A 26133-nucleotide genomic window follows, 5' to 3' on the forward strand; every position below is an offset into this window, starting at 1 on the left:
TCCAGGGTTCTCTGTTCCAGGGTTCTCTGTTCCAGGGTTCTCTGTTCCAGGGTTCTCTGTTCCAGGGTTCTCTGTTCCAGGGTTCTCTGTTCCAGGGTTCTCTGTTCCAGGCGTCTCTACTCCAGAACCACCAGAGCCCCCAGAACTCTTGCTTGCCTGAATCTTCAAATGATCGATTTCACTTTCTAAATCTGCAACCTTTTCTTTCAATTTCATATTTTCATTATTTAGGTCGTTTATTTTATTGTTTAAAAGCTCTATCTCTTTTGCTTGGGCTTCATTTTTCCCTTGCAATTCTTTCATATCTGCCTTTAATTGCGCAACTTCTTGAAGTTTTTCATTCAATTGCACTACCAAATTTTCTACTACAGCATACACTTCCTTCAGATATTGAGAAGCTCCAGGGATAATCATATCTAGAATATCTCTTTGTTCATCAGTGATAGATAGGGCTCCAATAGGCATTTCTACTCTTTCCCCTTGAATTTCTGCCTTAGCCTCTTCCACCGATAACATTTCTTCCAAGATGTCAGTAGATCCTGCCACCATAGTTTTCTTTTGTATCAGACTTTGAGAAATTTTCAAGAATTCCTGTGTTTGACTAGCTGCTTGCCAATCTCTTTGGCTAGCTAAATATTTAATCAGGATCGTTATTTCATCGTTATACTCTTCAGGAAGAACTTGCGCTGCCTCGTTCATCATCCCTTGCATATCTGAAGATTGTGCGGTGGCACCTCTATCCATTTGGGAGTTTGTTCTCTGTATTTCCTCCATGAAGCGATCCATCAAATATTGCTTGGTAAAGATAATATCTTGCCCTTCATCTATAAATCCATTGAGATATTTGATATATATTTTGCCTGTGATTGTATTTTCTCTGCTAAATAGTAAGTTCATAAATTGTGCCATGTTCAAATTGGGTTGGATGGAAATTTCGTTCAGGATGGGTTCCTCTACTTGAGTTCCATCTGAATTTGTTTTCCAATTTGATGCCAATCGTATAGGATTGATATGCAGCACATAATTGGCAGCATCATTTTCTACAGAAAAATAAATTACAGGGTCATATCCCAATCCAGGCTGTTTCTTTAACAAAATAGCCGTTGAATTTCCGCCTACTTCTTTGATACTTCTTTCAGCCAAAATAGAATCTGTATTAACAGCCCTTACCTCTCCTTCAGCAGTAAATTTGTTACTGAGCCAGGAGTAGGTATCCATGGTCCCCATGAGTGCCATACTCATCAAGAGTCCTGATAACAGGCAGCACATCACCCGGAATGCAAGGAATTTAATGCTATTCTTTTCTCTGCTCACGTTTTCACCTCCTCATCACAAAACGTTCTATTCATTGCTTGTATGCTGGGTATGATATCCCAAAAGCTTGCAGATCATAACAAATGCCTCTGCCCTGGTGATGTCATCCTGTGGCTTGAAGGTATTGTCAGGATATCCTACAATGATTTCATTACTTACACCACTTTGTATATACTCTAATGCCCAATCAGATATTGTATCCTTATCGGTAAACGCTAAGATATTTTCTGCATTTCCTTTCTTCTCAAATGCTCGCATGAGCACAGTGGCCATTTCTTCTCTAGAGATGTTCTGACCAGGTTTAAATATTCTCCCTGGATAGCCTTTAAATATGTCGCTTTCTGTGGTAGCAATAATATAACCCCTTGCCCATTTTGGTATTGGGTCAATGTAGCCCGAGAAGAAATTATCTTGCTCCTGTAGTTGAAGGGCTTTTCCTATGAGCACCGCTGTCTCTGCCCTGGTAATTTTGTTATCCGGCTGAATGCTACCATCGGGATAACCCGTAACAATCCCATGCTCTACCAATGTCACAATGCAATCATGGGCCCAGTGGGCTCCGATATCTGGAATAATTACCTCAGGCTCTTCTACCAGCGGTTCCTTATCTTCTCGATCCCTATCTCTGTCATCTCCGTCATCATCATCATCGGGGTCCAAACTTTCTACCCCTACTGTAAAATCAATTTTCCCGTTAATGCCCGCGATATTAATTTGGGCTTCTTCATCCATCCATACTTCATAAACTAAATCTAAATCTTTCCCATTTGCCATATCAATAGTACAAGGCGCACCCTCCTTAAAACCGCGGAAATCTCCATCATATATGGAACCTTCCATAATTTTGGCAAAAGGACTTTTATAATCTACTTTTATTTTCATATACTTCATATAATCTAGCGCGTTTTGAGAATTAATTCCTATCGTCTCATTCCCCTTCTCCAGTGCAATATCCATCCCCAGTTTATTCAGGGTTACTTTTCTCCCATACTGATTTGAAATTCTCAAAACACTGTTTTTGGACGGTCCCCCCGGATACCACGGTCCTACACCATTGGACCCGTCACTCTGAAAGATCGGCGCTACCGTCGTCGCACCGCCTTCTTGAACAACAATAGTAGGTACATTATCATCGGCAAATATCTGGCTAGCAACCATCATACCCATGGAAAGACAAATGACTGCGGTTAAAAGCAAAAGCCCATAATACCTAAACCGTCTATACATTTTTTCACCTCCTTTACCACCTAAATAGAATTAATGATTTAATAAACTTAAATTTTTAAGTCCATTTAGGTGGAATAGGGGCAGGCTCCCGCCTGCCCCTATGGTTGTTATTGGATTTCTATTGTGGAATTTCTGGTTGAATCGGTGTAAGCGTTATTGTGACCTTATACTTAAATATGCTACCAAATTGTTTTTCGAATTCAAACGGCTCGCTTGATACTTGCTTGTATGAGCCATTGTAGCTTGACTGGGTAACTACAAGATCAGTACCATTCCAAGTAACTTTTCCAAAGCCACTAATTATATGAGTAAATGGTTTTAAATTTCCTTCATCATCAAGGACGCTCTCGATTTTGCCTATTTTTGTAGATTGTCCTGGTATTTTCACACTATAGTTCACATCAACAGGTTTTGGATCTTCTGGGTCTTCAGGGTCTTCAGGGTCTTCAGGATCTTCTACTGGAGTTGTATAGGTAGTTCCTTGAACTTGACGGGCTTCTACATTTACTGTCACTTTTCCTTCCTTGTTTTGGAAATCATTATCTACTACCCCGCTATTCTCCCAAGGCCAACTATACTCTATCGTAAAGCTATCAGTCCCTTGATTTCTACCAGAGGTATCAAACTGTGTTTCTGCTCCTAATGCAACTTCTTCCTCAGTTCCATTATAAGTTACAAAGAAATCAATAGGTCCTCCCTCTGTTGGGAATAAATCGCCTTCACCTGCAATCGTTACATAATACTCCACATCTACTTCTGTATTGTTCTTAGCAATATCAAAACTAAAATCATGGCTATCGCCAGGTGCTATAGGATTTATATCAAAAATTATCTGCTCATGCAAATCTCCATCATCACTTACTTCCCACTTAGCCGCTCTAATCTCATTCTCTGCACTCGTGAATGTTTGTGTGTAGTAAGCCAAAGTTCCCATACCTGCTGCAAATGCCAATAAACCAATCAATAAAAAACTCAATAAAACCCGTTTACTCATTAACAAACTCCTCCTCAAATCTTTTCTTCTCTTTCTTTTTGTGTTAAGATTTCATTAATAGATATTAAAAGAACTCTTTTTCTATAGGTTATCTTGGCAGAGATAACCTATTTTTCTTTTCTCTTTTTTGGCCCTCACCTCCATGTTTTTTCTTTGATCTGCTATAGCTTTGCAAGCTTACAATCATTAGTTCGTCTATGTATCCAAGCTAGACTCCCATCGGATCTTTAGGCTGAGAGCTGTCTTTTTTACCTTTACTCAGTTCTGTCCATATGGTTTTTAGCTCTAAGGCAATTAATAGGAAAATGGGTACCAGCACAAAGAGAATAAATCCTTTCCCTGTCTTAGCAAAGTCTGCGATTGCACCACCTTTTGGAATGTTAAAAGCCAGTGCCCCCACCAAACGTTCCTTAGGTACAAGATCCTGATCTTCGGTATTGTTGGCATCTCCTTTCGTTCGAAAGCTTAGCCCTCCTGCCTCATCAATAACTGCCACTACCCTATGGGTAACCAACGTATCTTGATCTATACGATATGTGATGATGTCTCCAGCTTTTACATCATTAGGGTCTTTTTCCCTTATGACAATCATGTCTCCAGGATCAAGTATAGGCTGCATACTTCCCGTTAATACGGTCAGCGGTTTATATCCCATGATTGAAGGTACATTGTTGGGATTCTTTTTTGCATGAAACATGGCAAATATGGAAAAAGTAATAAATATTACCAGTAATACCGTTAATATATTTCCTCCCCATCTTAATACACTTCTTATCATCTGTTCATCCCCCTATACCAAAGTCTTTAACCTATCTAAATTATTTACTTTGCTTTTCCTAAATATACATGATGAGCCACCATATTCCATGTATAATTCTATGACCCTTTACTTTTTCTTATTCTAAAAACAAAATAAAAAACCGAGCCTCTTTACTTGAAAATTTCAAGCATAAGGATCGGTTGCACTACTCACTCCATACATTCCAAGTGCCCATTTTGCGGAATGTACTTCCCAGTTTCCCTTACAATTTCTTACAGATTTATTATAAACAGGCTTCCAGGAAAAAAAAGTAAATTTTCGCTGTCGTTTACAATTATTTTCTGTCAAAAACTTTGTTATTTCTTCAACAATCGCCATAATTGTTAAATAAATTATTATTTAACAAATAAAAAGCGGGCAAATTGCCCACCAGCTTAATATTCTTCGGTTTTTGTATGGCTTGTATAAAAATCGACATTGTCGAAAAAATCTTTTCCCGTTGTATTGCCAAAGGTAGTATCCACAGGAATCCATTGACCTTTCTCTGGTATAAATATCTCGTTCCATGCGTGAAGTCCCTTGAAGCTGCCAAGTTTTCCTTCTCCCTTCACTACTTTTGTCTGGATCCCTACTGCCCTGCTTAAAGCTGCTGTCAATGTGGCATAATCATAGCAAACGCCTTTTTTTGTGGTATATGTATAGACAGCACCATAATTGTTGTCATAATCATTATTTTGATGCTTGTTGTACTTTTCATAATCGTAAGTTATATTCTCTACCACCCATCGATAAATGGCTTTTGCTTTATCTAATTCCGTATCATTGACATTTGTAATTTCCTTCGCTAACTTGATAATTTCTTCATCATCGCTCTCCACATGCTTCGTAGGAGAGAGATATTTATTGATTGCCGTCTTGTTTTCAATATTCAGTGTGGGGCCATAGCTATATTTTCGATCCTCCTCATGGATCATGATAGAGATGGAATAATCTCCCGTCCCTTGGGTAAGCCAGATATTTTCTTGAAATTTTCCATTCTTTACGTTTACATCCAACCAAGTGCTTGTGCTATCCTTTTTCACAAGGAGCTTAATCTTTTCTTTTTGAGTTTTTCCCTCCAGGCTTACACTGCCTTCTACCTGACGGGAGTCCAATTTTACCACCGAGACTCCGTTTTTGGTAATGTAATTTGTCTCTTCTGCATAGACCGCTTGTCCCATCATCATTATGAATGTAAAGGTTGTCCACAATAGCAATACATTAAAAAACAATTTACTCTTCATGGTTGATCCCCCTTTTTCGGTAGTCCGGCTGTCATCATGATTTCTCACCTTAGACCCGCTGACTTTGCGTCCCCGATTTTCATCGGGTTTGCCATTATCGAAAGGCACTGCTTATCTATCCGTATAAAATAAATAATCCCTATTTAGCGATTGCCAAATAGGGATAAATAGTTGATGTACAAGCTATGACTCTATTTCTACACCTTCGGCAACCCGGCTGCCATTGTCTATAAGACCTTAGGCCCGCAGCTTTGCGTCTCCATCTTTCGATGGGTTTGCTATTATCGGTATGTACGGTTGTAACCATATTGTACCACAAACTTATAGAATTTTCCATAAATTTATAGTATTTCCATTTCTTTTTTATAGTATACCTTTTCCTACATGCATTATCTATGATCAAGAGTAGATATCGGAAAACTCCACACTAATTCTTTCGATGGTACTCTGGCGCATGCTTCCCTCTCTTAGCGGTCCCTCCTCTTCTCCTAGAATGTTTATCGGAAACTCCATGATAAATCGACTCCCCTTTCCTTCTTCACTTTCCAGCATAATCCGTCCTCCCTGCATCTCCACCAGGGATTTTACTAAGGAAAGCCCTATACCACTGCCCTCATGCTTACGCGTAAGGGATTTATCTACCTGGCGAAATCTCTCGAAGATTATTTTCTGCTTATCCAGAGGAATTCCGATGCCTGAATCTGCTATGCTAATCTGTACCCAGTCTCCTTGATCATGAATATTCACCTTGATTTCTCCCTGGGGTTTTGTAAATTTAACAGCGTTGGACAAAATATTCAGGATAATTCTTTCCATACTGTCAGGATCGCAAGCCATTCTTTTTTCCTCCACATCGGTATCGAAGGTCAGAGTAATCCCTTTATTTTCAATATATTCAGCTACTGACAAAGCGATATTTTCTATGAGATTTACAATATTATGGTTTTCCAGATGGATTTTAAAATAGCCCGAGTCAATTTTTGTAATATCGATAAGGTTGTTCACCAATCGCAACAATCTGTTCCCATTTTGCTTCATAACATGTAAGTATCTGTGATATTTTTCTCTCTTATCTTCATCTATACATTGCTCTCCCATTACCTGTAGCAGTTGTTGCGTGCCTAATATTACATTCAATGGGGTACGCAGCTCATGGGATATGTTGGCAAAAAACTCCGTCTTCACAATATCATATTCAATCGCCTCACTAAGCAACTTTGTATTCTCCTCTACATTTTTCTGCAATGCTTCTGCTTGCTTTCTTTCGCTGATATCCCTCACAAAGGTGAGGAACATATGCTTATCCCTGTAGGGCACAGTGGTTATGGCCACCTCTACATCCACCATGCTGCCATCTACCCGTCGGAGTTTTCTTTCCCTCAAAGGTAAAAATCCATCTCGATGATTCAAAAGTACAGTGCTTTCCTTGATTATTTCTTGATCTCCTTCTTCAATAGGCGCAAAAATATTTCCTACCAATACCTCATCGACGGACTTAGCCCCCAGCAATCTTACAGCTTGTTGATTTACAAAGTCCAATCTATTTTTATCATGAATGAAAATTGCAATGGGGGAAAGATCTATCACTAGTTTATATCGTTCTTCACTTTCCCTCAAAGCTTGTTCTGCCTCTCTTAGATCTGTAATATCCTTTACATAGCCCAGATATCCTTTCGGGTCTCCATTTTCACCTGTAATCAGCGATGCATTTAGATATACCCATTTGATCTCTCCATGCTTGCAAATGTATCTTTTCTCTAACTCAAAAGATTTCATCTGCCCTTCCAGAGCTTGTTTAAACAATATAGCTTCTTTATGCAGATCATCAGGATGGGTAATATCTTTAAAATTCATCGTGTACAGTTCCTTTTCTGTATACCCTACGAGATTACAAAAGGCAGGCTGTACTTTTACTATTTTTCCATCTAATTTACTTTGTGTTGCCATCATCAACGCATGCTGCTCTGCACGGTCTAGGTCGGCTTGCATTGCCTTTAATGCTTTGTATTTTGTTCCAAAGAAATGGTGAAATATCCCTACGGAACAAGCTACTCCATGTAGGATAAACTGATTAATTATTGGAGATACCTGGGAATCTTTCCCTAAAGCCTCTGCTGCTCCAAAGTCCAATAAGAAGGAATAGACTAGGCTTAACCCTGCATTTAAACCTCCTATCAATAAACCCCCTGTATAAAAAGCATATATGATCAATAATGTCAGCACCCCTGTAATATCAATCCTTACATGGACTTTAAAATAGATGAACTGGGTCAGCATCATTGCAGCTATAGTAAGCATAGGTCCACTGGCACATCTTAACATCTTCCAAATAAAACCATAATTACCATTCTCTCTTTTATTCTTTTTTGCTATAAGCCGATGCCTTGATGTCTTCTTCAATTTGAGCATGTAGTTTAGCCACCACCCCATTTTTGTGCTATTTCATTATCCTAATATTCGATATTTTCCAGGACTTTCCTCCTAGTGCCTTTGGGTCTTAAGTCCTATCTTTCTGTTTTTTCTTAAATCAATAAGTATAGGCGAGACTAAAGTCCCGCCTACATAAATTAGAAAATATTTTTTCCAAAAACCAACGCCTACAAGATGATTCTACATGGACATCAGCTTATTCTTCAACGCTCTTTCAATATTTTGCAATTCAACTTCTGCTGCCTGGCGCTTGCTTCGACCTTCCTCTTGGACGTGAATGACCTCCTCAATAGTATGTAATAGATCCTCATGGACCTTCTTCAATGTTTCGATTTCTACAATACCTCGTTCGGATTCCCTGGCAACCCCAATGGTGCTATCCTTTAACATTTCAGAGTTCTTTATCAACATATCATTGGTAGTCTCTGTTACCTCCCGCTGAAGCTGCAATACTTTGCTTTGTCGGAGCAGCCCCAGGGCTATAATCATTTGGTTTTTCCATAGGGGAATGGTATTTAACACCGAACTTTGAATTTTTTCTACCATGACCTGATTGTTGTTCTGAATCAGTCGAATCTGGGGTGCTGTCTGGATCGCAATGGTACGGCTAAGCTGTAGGTCGTGGATCTTCTTCTCAAAACGATTGGTCAGCTGTGCCATGTCATTGTACTGCTGTATATCAAAGGCATCATTGGATTGCTCCCCTTTTTCCTTCAGCTTTGGCAGTACTTCCTCATATATTTCTCGGAGCTTTAGCTTTCCCGCTGCGATATATATATCTAGCTGTTGAAAATATTCTCCATTTTTCTGATACAAATAGTCAAACATGATGATGTCTCTCATCAGTTGGTCCTTGGCATACTCCAGCTCATTGACGATGCTTTCTATATCTCCACTGAGCTTCTGATATTTGGCGATGAACTTCTCCACCTCATCTACAGCCGACCCTAAAAGGGGAATTCTTGATAGAAAACCCTTTCTTTTTGGAGTGAGACCGTCCACATTCAACTCTCTGATCTTGAACATAAGGTTCTTCATGATCTCGCCCACATAGCCCGCATCCTTGGCTCGAACTTCAGAAAGCATATTGTCAGCAAAGCTGGAGATATTCTTCTGAGCCTCTACGCCATACTGTAAAATAAAATGATTGTCCTGGACATTGATCGTCTCAGTAATTTCTTTAATTTTCGCCTGCTGCTCCGATGTATAATTTTGAATTTCTCCCACATGAACCAACTGATTTTCCATCTCCTATGGCCCCTTTCTATATCATACAGTCAATCTTCACATATCAATTTGTTACATTATAGTTAAAATTTTCTATATTTTATTCTATCACAGTTCCCAAAAAATAATAAGCCTTCGGAAATTCTTCTTTCCTCTGGCTTATATCCTATTCCTATTTTTCTACGTATTTGGCGATACGGTTCATCAACGATGCCATCTGGCCTCTGGTGATGGCCTCCTTGGGACGAAAGTTCCCATCAGGGTAACCGCTAAATACATTATTCTTTGTCATTTTCATAATTGAAGAATACGACCAGCTGCTATCGATAACATCAGGAAACTTTTTTTCAGATTCCTTTGATGATTCTGTTTCCACAATAACTTTGTCCAACATAGCTGCCATCTGTTCCCTGGTAACGGGCTCATCAGGCGCAAACTTTCCGTTGCCTACCCCTTGGATCAAACCATATTGCTTGGCAGTCTCAATATCCTTCTTTGCCCAATGGCGATCAGACACATCCTGAAAACTGCTGGCACCTTCCACAGGCTGTAGTCCCATAACCCTTACCAAGGTTGACGCTGCCTGTGCCCTCGTTAGGGATGTGTTGGGTGAAAAGACTGTACTGGACATTCCCGTCATCCAACCTTTATTTTCTACGGATAAAATATCTTCTTGGGCCCAGTGCCCTTGGATATCTGAAAAATACTTACCATTGAGCCATAAACCGTAATAATCCCAGGTGGTACCTGACTCATTACCCAGGCTCCAGCTTCCTGTACCTTTCAGTCCATATTTTTGTACCAATCGAAGCTTTGCCTTTATGGATGCTTCATTCTCATACCACACCGTGTAAGTACCCGGCGACATTTCTTTTCCAAAGGCATATGCCTTTGGATCATTCGGCCCTATAGTGACCCTCGCCATGGGGGATTGGGCTTTCTGATCAAAAGTCACTTGACTGTTGTATTTACTGAGTAAATTATCTACGGTATTCAAACTGATTCCGTATCCCCCAAAGGACTCTCCATCCTTCCAATACCTTCCATAAAATGGAATACCAAGAACGATTTTTTCCTTAGGTACATACTCCAACGCATATTGTATGGATTTCTCCACAAATCCTATACTAGCCACAGGATTCACAGGTCCCCCTGTATAGCTTTCGTCGTAGGACATCACCATCAAATAGTCACTGTACTGGGCAAGGGCAGCATAATCGTAGGATCCATGCCAACCTTTTTTCAACCGATTTGGGTTTGCTGCCACTGCAACAGAGATGGACTTATGGGCAGGGAGTTTCCTTCTCAAATTTTTTACCAGACTTGTATAGTCATCCCGATCTTCTTCTGTGACATTCTCAATATCCACATTGATACCATCCAGATCATACTTCTGAATAGCCTCTACAAGGTCTTCTATCAGCTTTTCTTGATTCTCCAGCGCTAGCCTTCCTACTTCTCTATCCCAATGATTACTCAAAAAAGGAACTACTTTGACTCCTTTTTTATGCATTTCCTTGATAAATGAAGAATCCACCGCCCCTGTAAGCTTCAAGTTTCCCTCTTCAGTGATATCGAAATAACTGGGTGAAACTTCTTGCAGCGTATTTTTCGTTTTCTCCACAAGCGATGTGTACGTGTTAATATTCCCACCATAAAGGTAGGCCATGTTCATCTTGTTTGACTTTGCCTCCACAGGCATCCCCACCATTAATGAAAATGCGATGGTGCATGCACTGCCCAGGGCGACAATCTTTTTAAAGGTTTTCTTTTGTTTCATGGACATTCCTCCTGTATATACCTTAATACATGGGGGGATGTAAAAGCAATCTGTAAATTATGTAAACCACTCAAAGGGTCAAAAAATCAAAAGATCAAAAGACTTAAAAATTGTAATAATAAGTCTAATGATCTCAGTCTCTATCTTCTTTCAAAGCCATGATATCGGGTACCTTGGAAGGTCAATCTTCCATAATCTCCCTCGGCCAGCATTCCATATTCTGTGGCAGATACGTGGAACTCCATACGATCACCACTCTCCACTTCAAAGGTGACATAATAGCTTGTGCTGCTGGAAGAAGACATATGATTATTATGATTATGGGTATGCCTTGATGTATGGGCTCTTTTCGTAACGACTTTTGCCTCTACTGTCAACACAGGCTGCTTGTTGTTGTGACTCCACTCCTTTATTCCCCGGACTATAGCGAACAGAATCATTCCAAATACAAATAGAAAAAATATTGGCCCTATAATCGACATAAAGGAAAACATATCAAATGGATCTGGATTAAACATTTTATCCCTCCTTACACCAATATATTCGAAATCTTATCTTAAATCCCCTTTATTCCTTTCAATTTGTCATACTTTCTTAATATTAATATTTCCTTTTAAGGTAATCACATAAGAGACGTATTGATATTCTTCCCCACTCTCATTCATTGGTGAAACAAGGATTCTTTTCACCATAGGTCCTTTTTCCCATTGTGCCATTTTTTAGTTCTCAATTTATAGGAAGAGGGATATAATGGAAAGTGATTAAATAAATCACAGTTACTCATTGGAGGGGAAATTATGTACAAAAAACTTACAGCTTTACTGTTGGCAGCTTTACTCATCTTGGCGCTGCCATTGTCTGTCATGGCTCAAGGGGATAACCAAGCAATGGGCCGTTTAAACTTTCTCAAGGAGATTCTTCAGATTACCCATGTGGAGCTTCTTCAAAATCCAACTTCTTCTTTTTCAGATATAACAAACCCTACGGATATTGCCTATACAGAAACCGCCTATAAAAATGGTATCATGTCTGGAATCAATGGCCGCTTTGAGCCAGAAACTCCTATCACGAAGGAACAGGCCGTTATTGTGATGGTTCGTGCATTGGGAGGACAAGGAAAAGTAAATGCACTAACATCTGAAACCATCCAAAATACGCTGATTTTTACCGATAGCAGTGCAATTTCTTCTTGGGCTCGCCCATACGTTGCCTATGCCGTATCCCAAGGGCTCATTCAAAAGACAGCTGATGCCTTTTATCCAAAAGAGCCACTATCTCAAGATGAAGCAGAAAAAATGTTGGAGAACTTAAAATCTTTATACACCTCAACCTATACACGGGATGGATTCAATGCATTTCAATTGTTAGACGCTTCCAGTAACAAAATCAATAGTTTGTCTACCTATAAGTATGGTGGCGTCATGGATATGGAAGTAAAGACAACGGCTCCAGGTCAGGACCCGCAAACTATGAAAATGTCTATAAAAATCGAAGGTGCTTTTGAAAAACCTCAAAAGTCCTACGCAAAATCTACCGTAGTTCTATTGGATACTGCTGTTACTGAACAGAGTTCTGAGGTCTACACAGATGGTCAAAACATGTTTATACGCATGCCAGACAGTGATAAGTGGACAAAAATAGATATTCAACCTTTATTACAACAAATTCAAAGTCTTACAGGCAACATGAATATGAACAAAGTGGGCTTTTCTCAGCAGCAAATGGAGCTCTTGGGTATGTACGCAAGCTATGATCCTGATGCTGTCGTAAATGGAAAAAACCATTATGTCATTGACATCACCGTTGATAAGGATGCCTTCAAAAAGATGCTTACAGGGGTTATGCAGACGACCTTTGAACTAATGCCTCAAGAAACTAGCGATTCTACGGCTCAGCCTAGCAAAGAAGAAATGAGTCAGGTGCTGCAAACCTTGTTGGATAGCATGGATATCACTGTAACCTATAAATACTATATTGATCCTGAAACCAAGCTATTTAAAAATATGAAGATAATTGAAAATATTACCATGAAGCAAGGAGATATTCATAGTATTACCACTGCTCAAGGTACATTCCGATATTATGATTTTGATAAAGCTGTGGAATTCCCTGTCATTACACCTGAAAATATCATTGCCCAATAATTTAAACTGGCTTCCATATGTTGATCATGTGGAAGCCAGTTTTTTATAATGTTATTGTTTATTTCGTCCCATCCTTTTCCTATTTCTTATAGGGATTAGAAAATCAATCACTAAACCTGTAGCAGTGGCTGATAAGAATCCTACCATCATCATAACTCCAATGATGGCTCTTGCTAAATCTTGAAAGCCCTCAGCCGGCATTCGTCCCACTCCGTAGAAATTATAGATCCCCCATAGGAAAGCGAACATAGCCGGAATATATTTGATATATTTATTCTTAAAGAATCGATGTAGAAAATAGGTGATACCGGAAAAAATCATTAAAATGATCATTAAGATTCCAATAAGTCTAAGCATCCTTATGCATCCTCCTTTACAAAAGCCGTAAGCCCCATGTTCTTTTTTTGTATTCTCTATATATAAGACGACATCGCCACATAATAGTTCCACGATTTTAATATTACCAATGAAGGTTTAAAGCAAAACATTGCGAATATATATATAATAAATCCGTTGATAGGGGTGAAATTTATGGCATATAAGAGAGATGTATATTACGATCGTAGAAAAGGTCCTGACTTATGGGTAAGGCTGGTGAACTGGCTGGGTCTCTTGGCCTGGGGAATTATGTTTTTTATCATTGCCATTACAGACCGAGCCAAACCTCCTATGGAAACTTTTTTTGATAGATTGTTTAAGGTTAAAGTCCGCCAGACCTGGGACATTGGCCTGCTTCAATATGCTTTTTATCTCATGATCGCCCTTTGCGTACTTTGTGTCATTGGATTACTCATTAATTCAAGGAGACATCGCAGAAAAACTGACAAGTACAATATATCCTTGCTTTTGATGATGGGCCTAGGAATTTTCAGCATCATCATGTATTTCGCAAACTTTTAAAATCGCCCTTATACTTTCCGATTCTCTTGAATATCTACTTTCACTAATTTATTGTGATTCATACATATATGGGGGATAGTCCTTTTTAACTGATGCCTACTGAATTTATTGTATTGTTAAAAAACTTCTCATCTTTTCAAAAATTTGAGATGTAGTAACATTCTTTAATCCACCCACTAGCAGCGCAAAGTTTTCGGCGAGAATTTCCTCTACTTGATTGAAGCGCTCCATATCTTCTCCTACCTGCTCCAGAAGCCCTGACACATCTTCCAAATTTAAAATCAGTGGGTTCTCCTCCCTACACTGTACTTTCCATTCTCCCTGCTGTTCTTCCAACACAGCCAGCTTCATGGCAATACTATGGAATATATCCTCTTTCGCATTAATATTTTCGTAGCTTTCTTTCAGCAAAACAATGGGAACCACCTGAGCCTTCGCACCTTCCACGAATACCTCAATATAATTGTCATACAGAGGCGCATCTGGATTGGTAAGTATCCTTGATTCCAGTAATTTAGGAAAAGAAATCTCAGAAATAATTGTAAAGCCTAACATCTTATACAATTGTTCTCGAAGAGCAGGTCGCTTCCTTGATATGATATGAAACAACTCATGGGCTAAGAGCCTTACCAGTTTCTCTCCGCCGTAGTTTTTAAGCTTCTTTTCTGGCAAAATAATGCCGTTGGCTCTTGTATAGGCACTGTTCCATTCTTCTCTACCATCGGTTTTCACCAATAAAATATTCTCATGAAAATCTATTTCCAACTGGTCTAGCCGTTTTATCAGATCCGAGGAGCCCTTCTTCAACTTCTCCATTTCCTCTTGCGTCCAAGGCATTACAGAGGCTTTCAAGAAAGCACCAAACGCCGATTCCGGCACATATGTATTCGCCTGCATTTTCAACGATCGCTCGAAGGGCCTCATTACCCTTAAATAATCATCTCTTTGAACAAGAATTTCCTGTCCCTCTTTCATGCTGGCAAAAGTAAAGGTTAATGAACTCATTGCCCTGCCCCCCCTTTAGTAGAATATACTTACTTCACTCTTTCCATCAATTCAATCCGCTCTCCATTAGGTCCTTGAATGAACATTACCTTATACGCCATGACCTCCTTGACAGTATCCATTGTAAAAATAACATTCAACCCTTTTAACCTGCAAATCTCTTTTTCGATATCATCTACAAAAAATGCAATATGGTCTACTGGTCCTGCAGTCCGCTCCTCGTAGTCTTCCATCTTGGATTCTAACAATTCAATCTCTGTATCTCCTATTTTATAAAATGCAAATTTAAAACGTTCATTTTCATCATCCCGTGCATGCTGTAAACCTAGTACTTCTCCATAAAACTTTTTGGATTCAATAATATCCTTTACGCGGATGGATCCATGGGCTAAACTTAAAAACATTTTTATTCCCCTTTCTTCTTAAAAGACTTTATTCCATAGGTTTATCATACTGTTTTTTCTTCTAGAATGGAAGTCTATTCCATCCTTATCCTCTCATAAATCTTTATTCGTTTATTTTACATCCTCTGATGTTCATGAATGAATGATGGCGTAATAGATAAAGACTACAAATCGTAGGGGCGTGCATTGCACGTCTGTTTTGGTTGGCAATAACCCATCATTGACGCCCGATGGGCACCTCTACGGAAACATCTATGTCGCATTCACTATTATGATACAATAAATTCCATATCACATTATAGATTTCTGCTATTTCACAACACCATCAATATTCTCTATATATCCTCTTATCCTATCCTCCATATTATCTATTCCATCATACCAAGGCAGCTCTAGATTAGGTGCATTTGAGAAATATTTGGCCTTTAAAATCAACTCTGGGCGATACTCATAGTGAAGAATATCAAAATGTCCCCATTTGCCCCCCCATACAAAACCATGATTTTCAAATATCTGAACAACCTCTCTAGGATACATGGCCAGACGCTTTTGTCCCTCTTCCCTAGAAACCCACTTCCAATAATCCCGATTATCCCGTTTCAGGTCAATGGCTGTGCCAAAGGCATGGGGACTCAGTTGATTGGTTCCCGCAATGACACGGTAATTGTATGTTCCATTCACCGGAAAAACAAAGGGATAGATAGCAGGTTTCCTTTGAGCCAAAGCAGCGACTTCTTTCATAGCTGCTGCCAGGGAATCTGCTGCACCATTGTTTTTATTGAAGGAACAAGTCTTCCCTCCCATAGGGACACCTTTTAGATTCTTTTCTATCTGTTCCTTGGTACCACCATACACTTCCTTTAGAAAACCATATACCCTAACCCGTCCCGGATCATAATTCTCTTCCATCAAGTTTTGAATATCCGTTAGGGGATACATCTGCTCCATCCCATCCTGTAGATCTGCGTTGTTTAACTTTCCTTCGAAGCTCTTTGGCTTTTTATCATCGTATAAAATCCGCTTTCCTGATTTCATCACCATATATACAAAGCGATCTTCCCCCATTTCCACGCCTGTAATATCTTGAGGATATGCCATCATCAAACAAAGTAAATCTCTTTTCATCATTACATCATAAGCTGTTGCCTTCGGCGCATCTGTTGCCCTACTCTCCAGAGATTGTTTTTCTACACACCCACCTGCAAACAACAAAGCCAGGAGAATGATCCCAATGGTTTTCTTCTTCATATAGTCTTCATCCCTTCTATAACTTCGTCTCCTATAGTATTCTCTTTTTTTCCTTTCTTACTTCTTTTCCTCCACGATAATTTTGAGATAACTTTATAAATAAATTCTAAAAAAGTTTATTGATAATGATTATTATTATCTTTATCTGGGTAAGTATGTCTTAGATAAATAAGATCGGTTTGATACAAAACCATCCATAAGGAGGAAATAACTATGAAATATGAATTACCCCAACTAAAATACCATTATGATGCTTTGGAGCCTCATATCGATGCCGCTACTATGGAGATTCACCATACACGACACCATGCAGCATATACCAATAATTTAAATGCTGCTTTGGAAGATCATGAAGCGCTGTCCAATATGGATATCGAAACCTTACTCCAATCCCTAGACCAAGTGCCAGAAAGTATTTACTGGGCTGTTCGAAATAATGGCGGCGGCTATTACAACCATTCACTCTTTTGGAATATTATGAGCCCTCAAGGCGGTGGAGAACCTAATGGTCAGCTTGGCGCAGATATCCAGAAGACCTTCGGCAGCTTTGAAAAATTCAAAGAACTTTTCAACAAGGCTGCTGCAACAAGATTTGGCAGTGGCTGGGCTTGGCTTATCCTCAATAAAGATCATGAACTCGAGGTAGTTTCCACAGCCAATCAAGATAGCCCTATCATGGAGGGCAACAAAGTACTATTGGGTCTCGACGTTTGGGAGCATGCCTATTACCTCAAATATCAAAACAAAAGACCCGATTACATCAATGCTTGGTGGAATGTAGTGGACTGGGATTATATTGAAGAGAGATACAATTCATTTAGATAAATCTCCCCATAATAAATATAAGGCCCGAAAATAGTTACAGCTATCTTCGGGCCTTTTTCTTGCTACTATTTATCTATAGTTTTTTATTCTTCTCTTCCAATGGATTCAATAATATTCATCCTCGCTACTCGCTTCAGCGGAACTAAGGTGGCCAATAATGTAATGACGATGGTACCTATTCCTGCAATGAGAATAGCATTCGTTGGAAATACCCAGATCATACCTTCAATTTCAATGGCAAACTGGTATAGCAAATAGGATAATCCTGTCCCTATGATACTGCCCCAGAAGGCACCAATAATGCCATACAGTACCCCCTCCGTGATTACCATTCTCTGCATCTGATCCATGGTCATGCCCACAGCTCGCAGCGTTCCAAATTCACGGGTCCTCAAAATTAGATTTGTACTAATGGTATTGATAATATTCAATGCTCCAATCAGAGCAATGACCGCTACAAATCCATACAAAAGTACAGAGACTGTAATTCTTGCCTGCTCCTGAACACCAGCTTTTTCTCCATAGTCAATCAACGTACCGCCTCTCACTCGCTCTGCCATCTCCTTTAGTTTGGGTTTCAGAGCTTCCTTATCCGCATCCTTATCTACCTCCACATCAAAACCTGCATATTGACTCATGCCTGTCAAGCTTTGAAATACTTCTTCCGTAGAAATCACTGCAATACTGTCACTTGGATATGGATAGGATAGGGGTACTTTATCCAATATGCCTACGATCTTAACCTTTTGAAGCCCTTCCACCCCTGCATCTTCTTTATATAGTTCTTCTTTTACATCTATATAGATATAATCGCCTACCTTCAGATTGGCAGATTGAATAATAGCCTTATTATTGTCTTCATTTCTTCGGATCTCTTGATTTTGGACAATCAAAACACCCTTTTCATGATTGATTTCTTCTCGATCTGCAGTCCCACTTAACAGCACTTTCTTTGCCTCTGCAAGACCTATGTCATCATATCCCCAAAATAGCGAACTAGTTAGAGGTTTAAAACACTCGCTTCCCTTTAGGTTTTGTAATTCTCCCTGTCTGGAGATCAATTCCTTCTTATACTCTTCTCTCATCTTGTTTTGGGGGAAGGTTACCATCACCGATTTAAAATGATCCTTGTATACAGTTTTTACTCCAGATATTTCTTTCAGATCTTCATAATCCTTCTCGGTGAATCCCCTTGTATCATTGGAGCCCATTTGTACAATTTTATAGTCCTTTAAGAAGGCATCCTTGCCATGCATTCCTTGGAACATATAATGGACAAAGGCATTAAAGACGATAAAAATTACGATCCCAATACACATAGAAAAAACGGTAATGGCGAATCTCTTTCGACTCCTCCTTAGGTTTTTATAAGCCATCTCTCCACCAATGCCTAAGAATCTTCTAATCATCAGATAGCTTCTGGCTTTTTTAATGGCCTTTTTCTCCTTCTGGCGATTGGTAATGGCTTGAATAGGTGATACCTTTCCTGCCAAATAGGCTGGGCTCAAAGCCGATAAGATCACAGCAATCACACCCGTGACAGCACTGCCGAGCAACACCCTAGGGCTGATGATGACTTCTACTGTCGCCAGGATAGAATACTTGCTTAGATTGAGCAGCGCCAACACAATTTTTACCGCTAAAATCCCACTGGCTAACCCCAACGGTAAGGCTATTAGAGCGATCACCAAAGCTTCTCCCAACACGATTTCTCGTATCTGCTTTGGTGTGGTCCCCACGGATCGAAGGATGCCAAATTGTCGGATTCTCTCTAATACCGATATATGAAAGGCATTGTAAATCACTGCTGCTGTGGCAATCACGATCAAGCTCACCAAGAAAACAATAATGTTATTAACTGCATCGTTGCTTTTTTGATCTTGACTTTGCCCTATGAGGAAAAGCAATCGAGCATTATCCTTCACCTGGGTTTTATCCAAATTGATATTCTGCGCAATCTCATGGATACTTTTCTGGATTGGCAAACCCTCTTTGATGAGAATGAATCCATTATATCTGATCCCTTTGTTTTCTTTTAGCTTTTCTACTGTACTTGGTGTCACAACGCCCCTACTAATCCCTTTCATTTGGGAATCCGCATCGTTCTCCAGTATGCCTGTCAATACAAATTGGTGGGGCACACGCTTCACAACTGAATCCTCTTGATTCTCCTTATCTCCAAAAATCTGCTCCAGTACTTGCTGTTCCGATATCTCTTCTACATCTAAAACAATAGTTTCACCAATCTTGGGCTTGCCGGGCATCTCTTGCAGCATCCATTTTTCTAAGGCGATTTCATTATCCCCTTCAGGCATTTTGCCTTCCAGAAGACTTATATACATCATCTCCCGTAGATTGGTATCATAACCTTCGATCTTTATATACGTGTTTCTTAGGACCGGGGCCATGCCCCCCTCTATCTTGTAGCCTACCTGTTCCACTCTGATATGCTTTTTCAATATCTCCAACTGTTCTTTTGTCATATCTACCAGTTGGGTATGATAATAACCATTGCTTTTTTTTACATCTTCCAGATTCTTATGATTTAAGCTCTCCATCATGGTTCCGATGGCAGTAATCAAGGCGATGGAAAGGATTACTCCCAGGATCGTCAGCAGAGTTCTTTTCTTTTGATTTTTCAAGTATCGAAAGGTAAGTTGCCTATAACTTTTCATCGTCTTACCTCCCGATTTCGAGCGATCATACCATCCTCTATGGTAATAACGCGATCCGCTTGGGATGCAATTTCTAGGTCATGGGTAATCATGACCAAGGTTTGATTATATTTTTGAACCGAAAAACGTAACAATTCCAGTACTTCCTTACTGTTTTTGCTATCCAGATTTCCTGTAGGTTCATCGGCAAAAATGATGGCTGGTTTATAGGCCAAAGCCCGCCCGATAGATACCCGCTGTTGTTGCCCACCAGAAAGCTGATTGGGATAGTGATACTTTCGATCCTTTAAACCCAAAATCTCCATCAATTCTCCAAGGTATTTCTGATCTACATCCTTTCGGTCCAATAACAATGGCAGCGTGATATTTTCTTCTGCCGACAGGACAGGAATCAGATTATAGAACTGAAAGATGAATCCAATCTTCCTTCTCCTAAAAATGGACAATTCCTTTTCCGATAGGCTATAAATATCTACCCCATCTACAATAACCTTTCCTGATGTGGGGCGGTCCAATCCACCCAGCAGATGCAGCAAAGTGCTTTTGCCTGACCCTGAAGGCCCTACCACTGCCACAAATTCTCCTTCACCAATGGCAATATCCACATTCTTCAATGCTTCAACCTGAGTCTCTCCCTTTCCATAGGTTTTGCTCAATTCGATTGTTTTTAATATATCCATTTTCTATTCTCCTATCTTCATAATCTTGTAAGTATACTATACGGCTTCTACCTTACAATCCGATGAATGGATACCTTACAGTTTTGTAAGATAGGATAGAATTAGATAATTCCTTTTAAAAAAGTAATTATAAATGTGGTACCCTCACCCACCTTGCTTTTGACTGCCATCCTGCCATGGTGATTTTCAATGATCACTTTTGACAATGCTAGTCCGATACCTGTCCCACTGCCATGGACATTGTCTTTCCCTTTATAAAACCGCTCAAAAATATGGGGCAGGTCTTCTTCTCTAATACCCTCCCCATTATCGGTAATGGTTATTCTCACCATAACAGGTGTCTCTGAAATCTCGATTTCAATTTTTCCTCCATATCCTGTATGATCAATGGCATTCTTCACCATGTTGCTGATGGCTTCCGCGATCCAATTGTGGTCATGAATAAAGTGGATATCATGGCTGACACTTCTGATTTCCAGTTGCTGCCCTTTCACTTCTGCCCTTGGTCTTAAGGACTCCACCCCTTCCTTCACGGTCTCCAGAATAGAAGCATCTTCCTTTTTGAATTCAATGGCCTCAGCTTCAATTCTCGCCATTTTCAAAAGACTTTTGATCAGCCATTCCATCCGTTCCAGCTGTTGCTCACTCTTTATGAGAAATTGTCTTTGGGTATCCTGATCCATTCCTTCATCCAGCATTAGCTCATTAAACATCTTTAGAGACGCCAGCGGTGTTTTCAACTGGTGGGAGATATCGGAGGTAATGTTTTTCAGAAAAACCCTGTCTGCCTTTAATCGTTCCAGATTCCCTTCCAGCACCTTGGACATTTGGTTGAATTGATGGGCCAATTTTGAAAATGCACCTTCATCGGATTCTGGCAGCCTTATGGTAAAATCGCCTTCTACGATTTTCTCAGCACCCTCTGATAACAAGGCAATCCTTCTATACATAATCCGAATAAAAAACAAAAATGTTCCCAGAGATAAGAGAATACCCATCATGATTCCGCCTATCCCCATGCCCAGGAAACGCGAATAGTAGCGGCGGATAACTGGGATAATAGAGATAGGCATTTCCACTGTATAACCATATTTCTCAGCAGCTTCTATCCCGGTCAGCCGTTCATCTTCGGTACTCTCTTTTACAAAATCCTCTATGATTTCATCTCTGAGTTCCGGATGTCGTGATAGGATGTTCCCCATAATAGAAATATTCTTCTCCACCAATTCTCTGTTGAAGCTATCCCATAGAGAAAAGAATAGAATCCCTCCTAGAGCAAACATAACCATCAGCACCACCAGTAAACCTAACAACAGACCTTTGATTTCAGGATTTCTCAGCATATTCCCTTCCATCTCTTACCTCTTTTCCTGATGTTTCTTATTCCACTTGTAACCGATGCCACGCACGGTCACAATATATTCTGGCTTCGACGGATTGTCCTCCAGTTTTTCTCGTAACCTCCGTATATAAACAGACACCGTATTATCATCTACAAATTCCCCATCCATATCCCATAGCTTCTCTAGAATTATCTCTCTTCCCAAAGTCTGCATGGGATTTTGGATAAGAGCACTCAGCAGCTTGTATTCTGCTGGAGTCAATAGAATTTCTTTATTATCTCTTGTAACCTTTGTTTCTAAGGGGTAGAGGGCAATATCTCCGGATTTTATGCATACTGCAGCTGTCCTTGTATTTTCCTGATTGCCACCTTGGCGTCTCAGTACGGCTCGTATCCTGGAGATCAACTCTTTCACACGAAAGGGCTTCGTAATATAGTCATCCCCACCAATGTCCAACCCCAGTACCACATTGACCTCTTCATCGCAGGCTGTCAGAAAGATGACCGGTATTTTTGAGGTTTCCCGTATTTCTCTGCACAAATCGTAACCGCTGCCATCGGGAAGCATCACGTCCAGTAGTACCAGTTGATATCTCTCCTCTTGAAAAGCTTTCTTTGCAGCTTGTATATTATCTGCCACCTGCACTTCAAATTCTTCTTTTTTCAGGGCAAACTCAATGCCCATGGCCAGCGCCTGGTCATCCTCTACCACCAAAATTCTTGACATTTCCAGCTCACCTCTTTTATTTTCTCTCAGTACAACCTCACGATATCCCGTTTAGAATAATATAGCCACTCCCATTGCCAAGAGCGGCTATCACTTCATTTAAAGGAAATCTCCATCGAAAAAGGACATCTGTTTTGATGCCTCTTCCTGATAAAACCTCATCTTCCTTGGCAATCTTAGTTTGTCACAGGTCTCCTTGAAAATACTATAGAGTTTTTTATATTCTGGCACAGCGCAGCCGTAGGCATAACCATAGGTTCGCTTATACTTTTCCTTTAATTTTAGATCCTGTCGATCAAGCCCCCTATAAAAATACTCCCTCTGACCTTCTCGGAGGGTCATCCCAAACCAGGCGATGATATACTGGGTTCCTGCGATCTTACTTCTTCGAACGATCTCCCGGATATTTTCCTCTTGATCGGTGATGAAAGGGAGTACAGGCATGAGTAATACCCCCGTATAGATTCCGTTTCTGGATAGCCTTTCCATCGCTTCGAATCTTTTGCTTGAACTGGGCGCATGGGGCTCAATCCATGAAGCCAACTGATCATCTGCCGTTGTGATGGTCATAGACACCGCAGCATAGGTTTTGCTGATGTCTTCCAAAATATCTATATCTCGGGTAACCAAATCACCCTTTGTCATAATATGAACAGGAAAGCGGTGCTTAGCGATTACCTCCAATGCCTTTCTGGTCATCTGTACTTCTTTTTCTATGGGCATATAAGGATCATTCATGGCACCGGTTCCAATAGTTCCCTTTGTTCGCTTGGAGGGAATTTCCTTCTCTAGCAGTTCAATAGCATTCTCCTTGATTTGTATCTGTGAGAAGTTCTTGATCCCATAACAGGTACTCCGGGAATCACAGTAGATGCATCCATGCTGGCAGCCACGATATAAATTCATATTGTATCGCAATCCAAACATAGGGTCCTTTTTTACTGTAGAAAGCATTGTCTTTGCTTGAATGGTTTCTAGCATATTACTTCACCTTACTCAGTACAGTCGCTATCGTATACATATTGTCTTTTAATCCTATACAAAAAAGCTCCTTCATATCGATAAAATTGGTCCTTACTTTCATTTGAACTTTCACTCCTTTTCAACGTCTATTTACAATATTCTTCTCCATAGCCGATTCCATTCCTTTATATTTCCTCATGAACTTCATCCTTATCTTCGATATCCATAATAAAATTCATGGTCTTTCTCCATTCTTTATACTGTTTTCGCATCTTGAGATCAGATCAATTAACAATCTTTTAACTGAAATTCTACAAATCGCTCTTACATCGTCACAGGCTTTCTCGTATACTGTACATGTACCTAGAGTACTTAGTTATACATTAATCCGTAGTTTCAAGAAGCTAAGTTCATTATATAACTATTTAAAGGGGGATACACATGTCATTAAGTAAAAAAATTTCATTGGGATGCGTATTGCTAATCATTATTTCAGTAATCCTGGCATATGCAAACAATCAAGCGCTTAATGGTTTAATTGCCCACGTAGATGCCACCCGGCAAGATACTGAAAAAGGCATGTTTGTCGATGGAATCATCCTAAATCACTATTCCTGGGCAAATGACTTAAATTTAACCCTCCATACCCACGAAGCATTTACAGGTGAACTGAATTATAAAAAGTGTCCACTGGGCAAATGGATGGAAAGTGAAGAAGTGAAGAACATGAAAGATGAGAATATCATCGCCATCCTAAAAAAACTTGAACAACCTCATATGAGATTACATAATTCTGCCAAGGATATTCATAGTTATATCCAGGCGGGGTATCCAGAAAGCACCTTGAAAGTATATATGGATACGACGGTCCCGTCACTAAAAGAAGTTAAGAGCAATTTAGAAGAACTAAAAAAATATTATAATGCTCAAAGCAAAGCATCTATCATAGGCATTGAAGCAAAAACCAAAGCAAATAGGACATCCAACTTTATTTTAAGTTTTCTAGCAGTTGTTGCAGGTTTAATTGTCACCATCTACATCACAAACGAAACCGTTAAACCCATTAAGGCCACTGTAGTATACGCAAAATCAATTGCAAATGGAGATCTATCTGTCAACATAAATAAAAAGTTTTTATCCCGAAAAGATGAAGTTGGGCTGCTCATTACAGCCTTTTATGATATGGCAAATAATATGAAATTCCTCATTCAAAACATTCAAACAGCCACTTATAAGTCTCAAACTGCCTCGGAAATGATTGTGACCTCAGCAGATGAAATCAGTTTATCCAGCACTGAGATTGCCCATGCAATTCAAGAGATTGCCATCGGTGCAACAAACCAAGCCCAGGAAGCCAATGAGAGCTTGTACGTAACAAGCGTTTTGGCTGAAAAAATAGAAGAAGTTTCTAAAGAAACACAACTGACTATTGAAAATGCTGGCAGTATGAAGGAAAAAAATGAGTTTGGAATTAAAACAATTCTCGATCTGAAGGACAAGTTTAAGAGAAATACAGAGGTGTCCTTGGAAGTATCCACTAATTTACAGGAACTAGCAGCGAAATCCCATTCCATCGATCAAATTGTTACCACGATCAATGGCCTCGCTGAACAGACAAATCTTCTAGCCCTAAATGCTGCCATTGAAGCCGCCCGTGCAGGTGAATCCGGAAGAGGCTTTGCTGTAGTAGCTGATGAAGTTAGAAAACTAGCCGAACAGTCAGCAGCAGCCACTAGAGAAATCCAAGCTATTATTCAAGATTTTAGAAATGTTATCAAAAACACTGAAACCACCATGGACAATACAAATCATATTGTCCATGCAGCCAATCTATCTTTAGAAGACACATCCACAGCGTTTTATGAAATAAAGCTATCGTCTGATCACTTAATTAATCAAATAGATGCTTTAGGTAAATTTGTAAAAGACATAGATGCTTCTATGAACCAAGTAACCATGAACATAGAAAATATTTCTGCTATCACACAACAATCTGCGGCTTCTATCCAACAGGTCAGCGGTTCTACAGAAGAACAGACAGCCTCTATCGAAGAAGCGGCTGCTTCCATTCAAGAATTAGACAATATGATTAAATCGTTATCTGATTCTGTTAAAGTATTTAGGGTGTAATAAAACCAGATAAGCCTGAGAAATATACAAATGTATATTTCTCAGGCTTATCTTATAAAATCCTTGTATACGCCT

Annotated in this window: 22 protein-coding genes and 3 riboswitches; of the genes, 4 read left to right on the forward strand and 18 right to left on the reverse strand. The window is 39.7% G+C overall.

Going from position 1 to position 26133, the window contains the following annotated elements; translation table 11 throughout:
- The 9 genes from HNQ80_RS02070 to HNQ80_RS02110 all read right to left on the reverse strand — a co-directional run.
- On the reverse strand, window positions 1-1314 hold a 1314-nt coding region (locus tag HNQ80_RS02070), incomplete at its 3' end, for a hypothetical protein (RefSeq protein ID WP_456298206.1).
- A 27-nt stretch (window positions 1315-1341) separates the two neighbouring features.
- Window positions 1342-2541, reverse strand: a complete 1200-nt coding sequence (locus tag HNQ80_RS02075) for an S-layer homology domain-containing protein (protein WP_184307696.1) — start codon at window positions 2539-2541, stop codon at window positions 1342-1344.
- A gap of 118 nt (window positions 2542-2659) precedes the next feature.
- On the reverse strand, window positions 2660-3535 hold the full coding sequence (locus HNQ80_RS02080; protein ID WP_184307698.1) for a SipW-dependent-type signal peptide-containing protein: 876 nt from the start codon (window positions 3533-3535) through the stop codon (window positions 2660-2662).
- Between the two features lie 208 nt (window positions 3536-3743).
- Complete coding sequence (locus HNQ80_RS02085) at window positions 3744-4313, reverse strand: signal peptidase I (protein WP_184307700.1); 570 nt, start codon at window positions 4311-4313, stop codon at window positions 3744-3746.
- Between the two features lie 167 nt (window positions 4314-4480).
- Window positions 4481-4565: riboswitch (cyclic di-GMP riboswitch) on the reverse strand.
- A gap of 164 nt (window positions 4566-4729) precedes the next feature.
- On the reverse strand, window positions 4730-5578 hold the full coding sequence (locus HNQ80_RS02090; protein WP_184307702.1) for a transglutaminase-like domain-containing protein: 849 nt from the start codon (window positions 5576-5578) through the stop codon (window positions 4730-4732).
- Between the two features lie 15 nt (window positions 5579-5593).
- Window positions 5594-5681: riboswitch (cyclic di-GMP riboswitch) on the reverse strand.
- A 101-nt stretch (window positions 5682-5782) separates the two neighbouring features.
- Window positions 5783-5868: riboswitch (cyclic di-GMP riboswitch) on the reverse strand.
- 109 nt (window positions 5869-5977) lie between these two features.
- Entirely contained in the window at window positions 5978-7987 is a 2010-nt protein-coding gene (locus HNQ80_RS02095; protein ID WP_184307704.1) for a sensor histidine kinase, read from the reverse strand.
- Between the two features lie 201 nt (window positions 7988-8188).
- A complete protein-coding gene (locus HNQ80_RS02100) occupies window positions 8189-9256 on the reverse strand; it encodes a toxic anion resistance protein (RefSeq protein ID WP_184307705.1) in 1068 nt (355 codons plus the stop codon).
- Window positions 9257-9407: 151 nt separating this feature from the next.
- Window positions 9408-11015 (reverse strand): S-layer homology domain-containing protein, encoded by a 1608-nt coding sequence (locus HNQ80_RS02105; protein ID WP_207726821.1) that lies wholly within the window; start codon window positions 11013-11015, stop codon window positions 9408-9410.
- Between the two features lie 140 nt (window positions 11016-11155).
- The gene (locus HNQ80_RS02110) at window positions 11156-11533 is read right to left on the reverse strand and encodes a DUF2500 domain-containing protein (protein WP_184307710.1); all 378 of its coding nucleotides are present in this window, start codon (window positions 11531-11533) and stop codon (window positions 11156-11158) included.
- A 279-nt stretch (window positions 11534-11812) separates the two neighbouring features.
- Here HNQ80_RS02110 and HNQ80_RS02115 point away from each other — a divergent pair, with 279 nt between their 5' ends.
- Window positions 11813-13159 (forward strand): S-layer homology domain-containing protein, encoded by a 1347-nt coding sequence (locus tag HNQ80_RS02115; protein WP_184307712.1) that lies wholly within the window; start codon window positions 11813-11815, stop codon window positions 13157-13159.
- A 51-nt stretch (window positions 13160-13210) separates the two neighbouring features.
- Here HNQ80_RS02115 and HNQ80_RS02120 read toward each other — a convergent pair whose 3' ends face one another.
- On the reverse strand, window positions 13211-13516 hold the full coding sequence (locus HNQ80_RS02120; RefSeq protein ID WP_184307714.1) for a hypothetical protein: 306 nt from the start codon (window positions 13514-13516) through the stop codon (window positions 13211-13213).
- 174 nt (window positions 13517-13690) lie between these two features.
- Between HNQ80_RS02120 and HNQ80_RS02125 the strand changes: the two genes are divergently transcribed.
- Window positions 13691-14059 carry a hypothetical protein gene (locus HNQ80_RS02125; RefSeq protein ID WP_184307716.1) on the forward strand — a complete coding sequence of 123 codons (369 nt, stop codon included), beginning with the start codon at window positions 13691-13693 and terminating at the stop codon, window positions 14057-14059.
- 105 nt (window positions 14060-14164) lie between these two features.
- On the opposite strand, the gene HNQ80_RS02130 is transcribed toward HNQ80_RS02125, so the two are convergent.
- From HNQ80_RS02130 to HNQ80_RS02140, 3 genes are all read right to left on the reverse strand, one after another.
- The gene (locus HNQ80_RS02130) at window positions 14165-15064 is read right to left on the reverse strand and encodes a hypothetical protein (RefSeq protein ID WP_184307718.1); all 900 of its coding nucleotides are present in this window, start codon (window positions 15062-15064) and stop codon (window positions 14165-14167) included.
- Window positions 15065-15093: 29 nt separating this feature from the next.
- The gene (locus HNQ80_RS02135) at window positions 15094-15468 is read right to left on the reverse strand and encodes a VOC family protein (protein WP_184307720.1); all 375 of its coding nucleotides are present in this window, start codon (window positions 15466-15468) and stop codon (window positions 15094-15096) included.
- Window positions 15469-15777: 309 nt separating this feature from the next.
- Window positions 15778-16716, reverse strand: a complete 939-nt coding sequence (locus HNQ80_RS02140; protein ID WP_184307722.1) for a M15 family metallopeptidase — start codon at window positions 16714-16716, stop codon at window positions 15778-15780.
- Between the two features lie 213 nt (window positions 16717-16929).
- Between HNQ80_RS02140 and HNQ80_RS02145 the strand changes: the two genes are divergently transcribed.
- A complete protein-coding gene (locus HNQ80_RS02145; protein ID WP_184307724.1) occupies window positions 16930-17541 on the forward strand; it encodes a superoxide dismutase in 612 nt (203 codons plus the stop codon).
- Between the two features lie 83 nt (window positions 17542-17624).
- Here the strand turns inward: HNQ80_RS02145 and HNQ80_RS02150 are convergent, their stop codons facing one another.
- The 5 genes from HNQ80_RS02150 to HNQ80_RS02170 form a co-directional block, all read right to left on the reverse strand.
- Window positions 17625-20216, reverse strand: a complete 2592-nt coding sequence (locus HNQ80_RS02150; protein ID WP_184307726.1) for an ABC transporter permease — start codon at window positions 20214-20216, stop codon at window positions 17625-17627.
- The gene (locus HNQ80_RS02155) at window positions 20213-20896 is read right to left on the reverse strand and encodes an ABC transporter ATP-binding protein (RefSeq protein ID WP_184307728.1); all 684 of its coding nucleotides are present in this window, start codon (window positions 20894-20896) and stop codon (window positions 20213-20215) included. The genes HNQ80_RS02150 and HNQ80_RS02155 overlap by 4 nt, the downstream gene beginning before the upstream one ends.
- A gap of 101 nt (window positions 20897-20997) precedes the next feature.
- Window positions 20998-22251, reverse strand: a complete 1254-nt coding sequence (locus tag HNQ80_RS02160; protein WP_184307730.1) for a HAMP domain-containing sensor histidine kinase — start codon at window positions 22249-22251, stop codon at window positions 20998-21000.
- Window positions 22252-22254: 3 nt separating this feature from the next.
- Window positions 22255-22965: a response regulator transcription factor gene (locus HNQ80_RS02165; RefSeq protein ID WP_184307732.1), complete on the reverse strand. Its 711-nt coding sequence runs from the start codon at window positions 22963-22965 to the stop codon at window positions 22255-22257.
- Window positions 22966-23064: 99 nt separating this feature from the next.
- Window positions 23065-23946, reverse strand: coding sequence for an SPL family radical SAM protein (locus HNQ80_RS02170; RefSeq protein ID WP_184307734.1), 882 nt, complete (start codon window positions 23944-23946; stop codon window positions 23065-23067).
- Window positions 23947-24369: 423 nt separating this feature from the next.
- On the opposite strand from HNQ80_RS02170, the gene HNQ80_RS02175 reads away from it, so the two are divergent.
- Complete coding sequence (locus HNQ80_RS02175) at window positions 24370-26058, forward strand: methyl-accepting chemotaxis protein (RefSeq protein ID WP_184307736.1); 1689 nt, start codon at window positions 24370-24372, stop codon at window positions 26056-26058.
- The last annotated feature ends 75 nt before the right edge of the window (window positions 26059-26133 follow it).

Origin of the sequence: Anaerosolibacter carboniphilus (assembly GCF_014205875.1) — a bacterium.
Classification (GTDB): Bacteria; Bacillota; Clostridia; order Peptostreptococcales; family Thermotaleaceae; genus Anaerosolibacter; species Anaerosolibacter carboniphilus.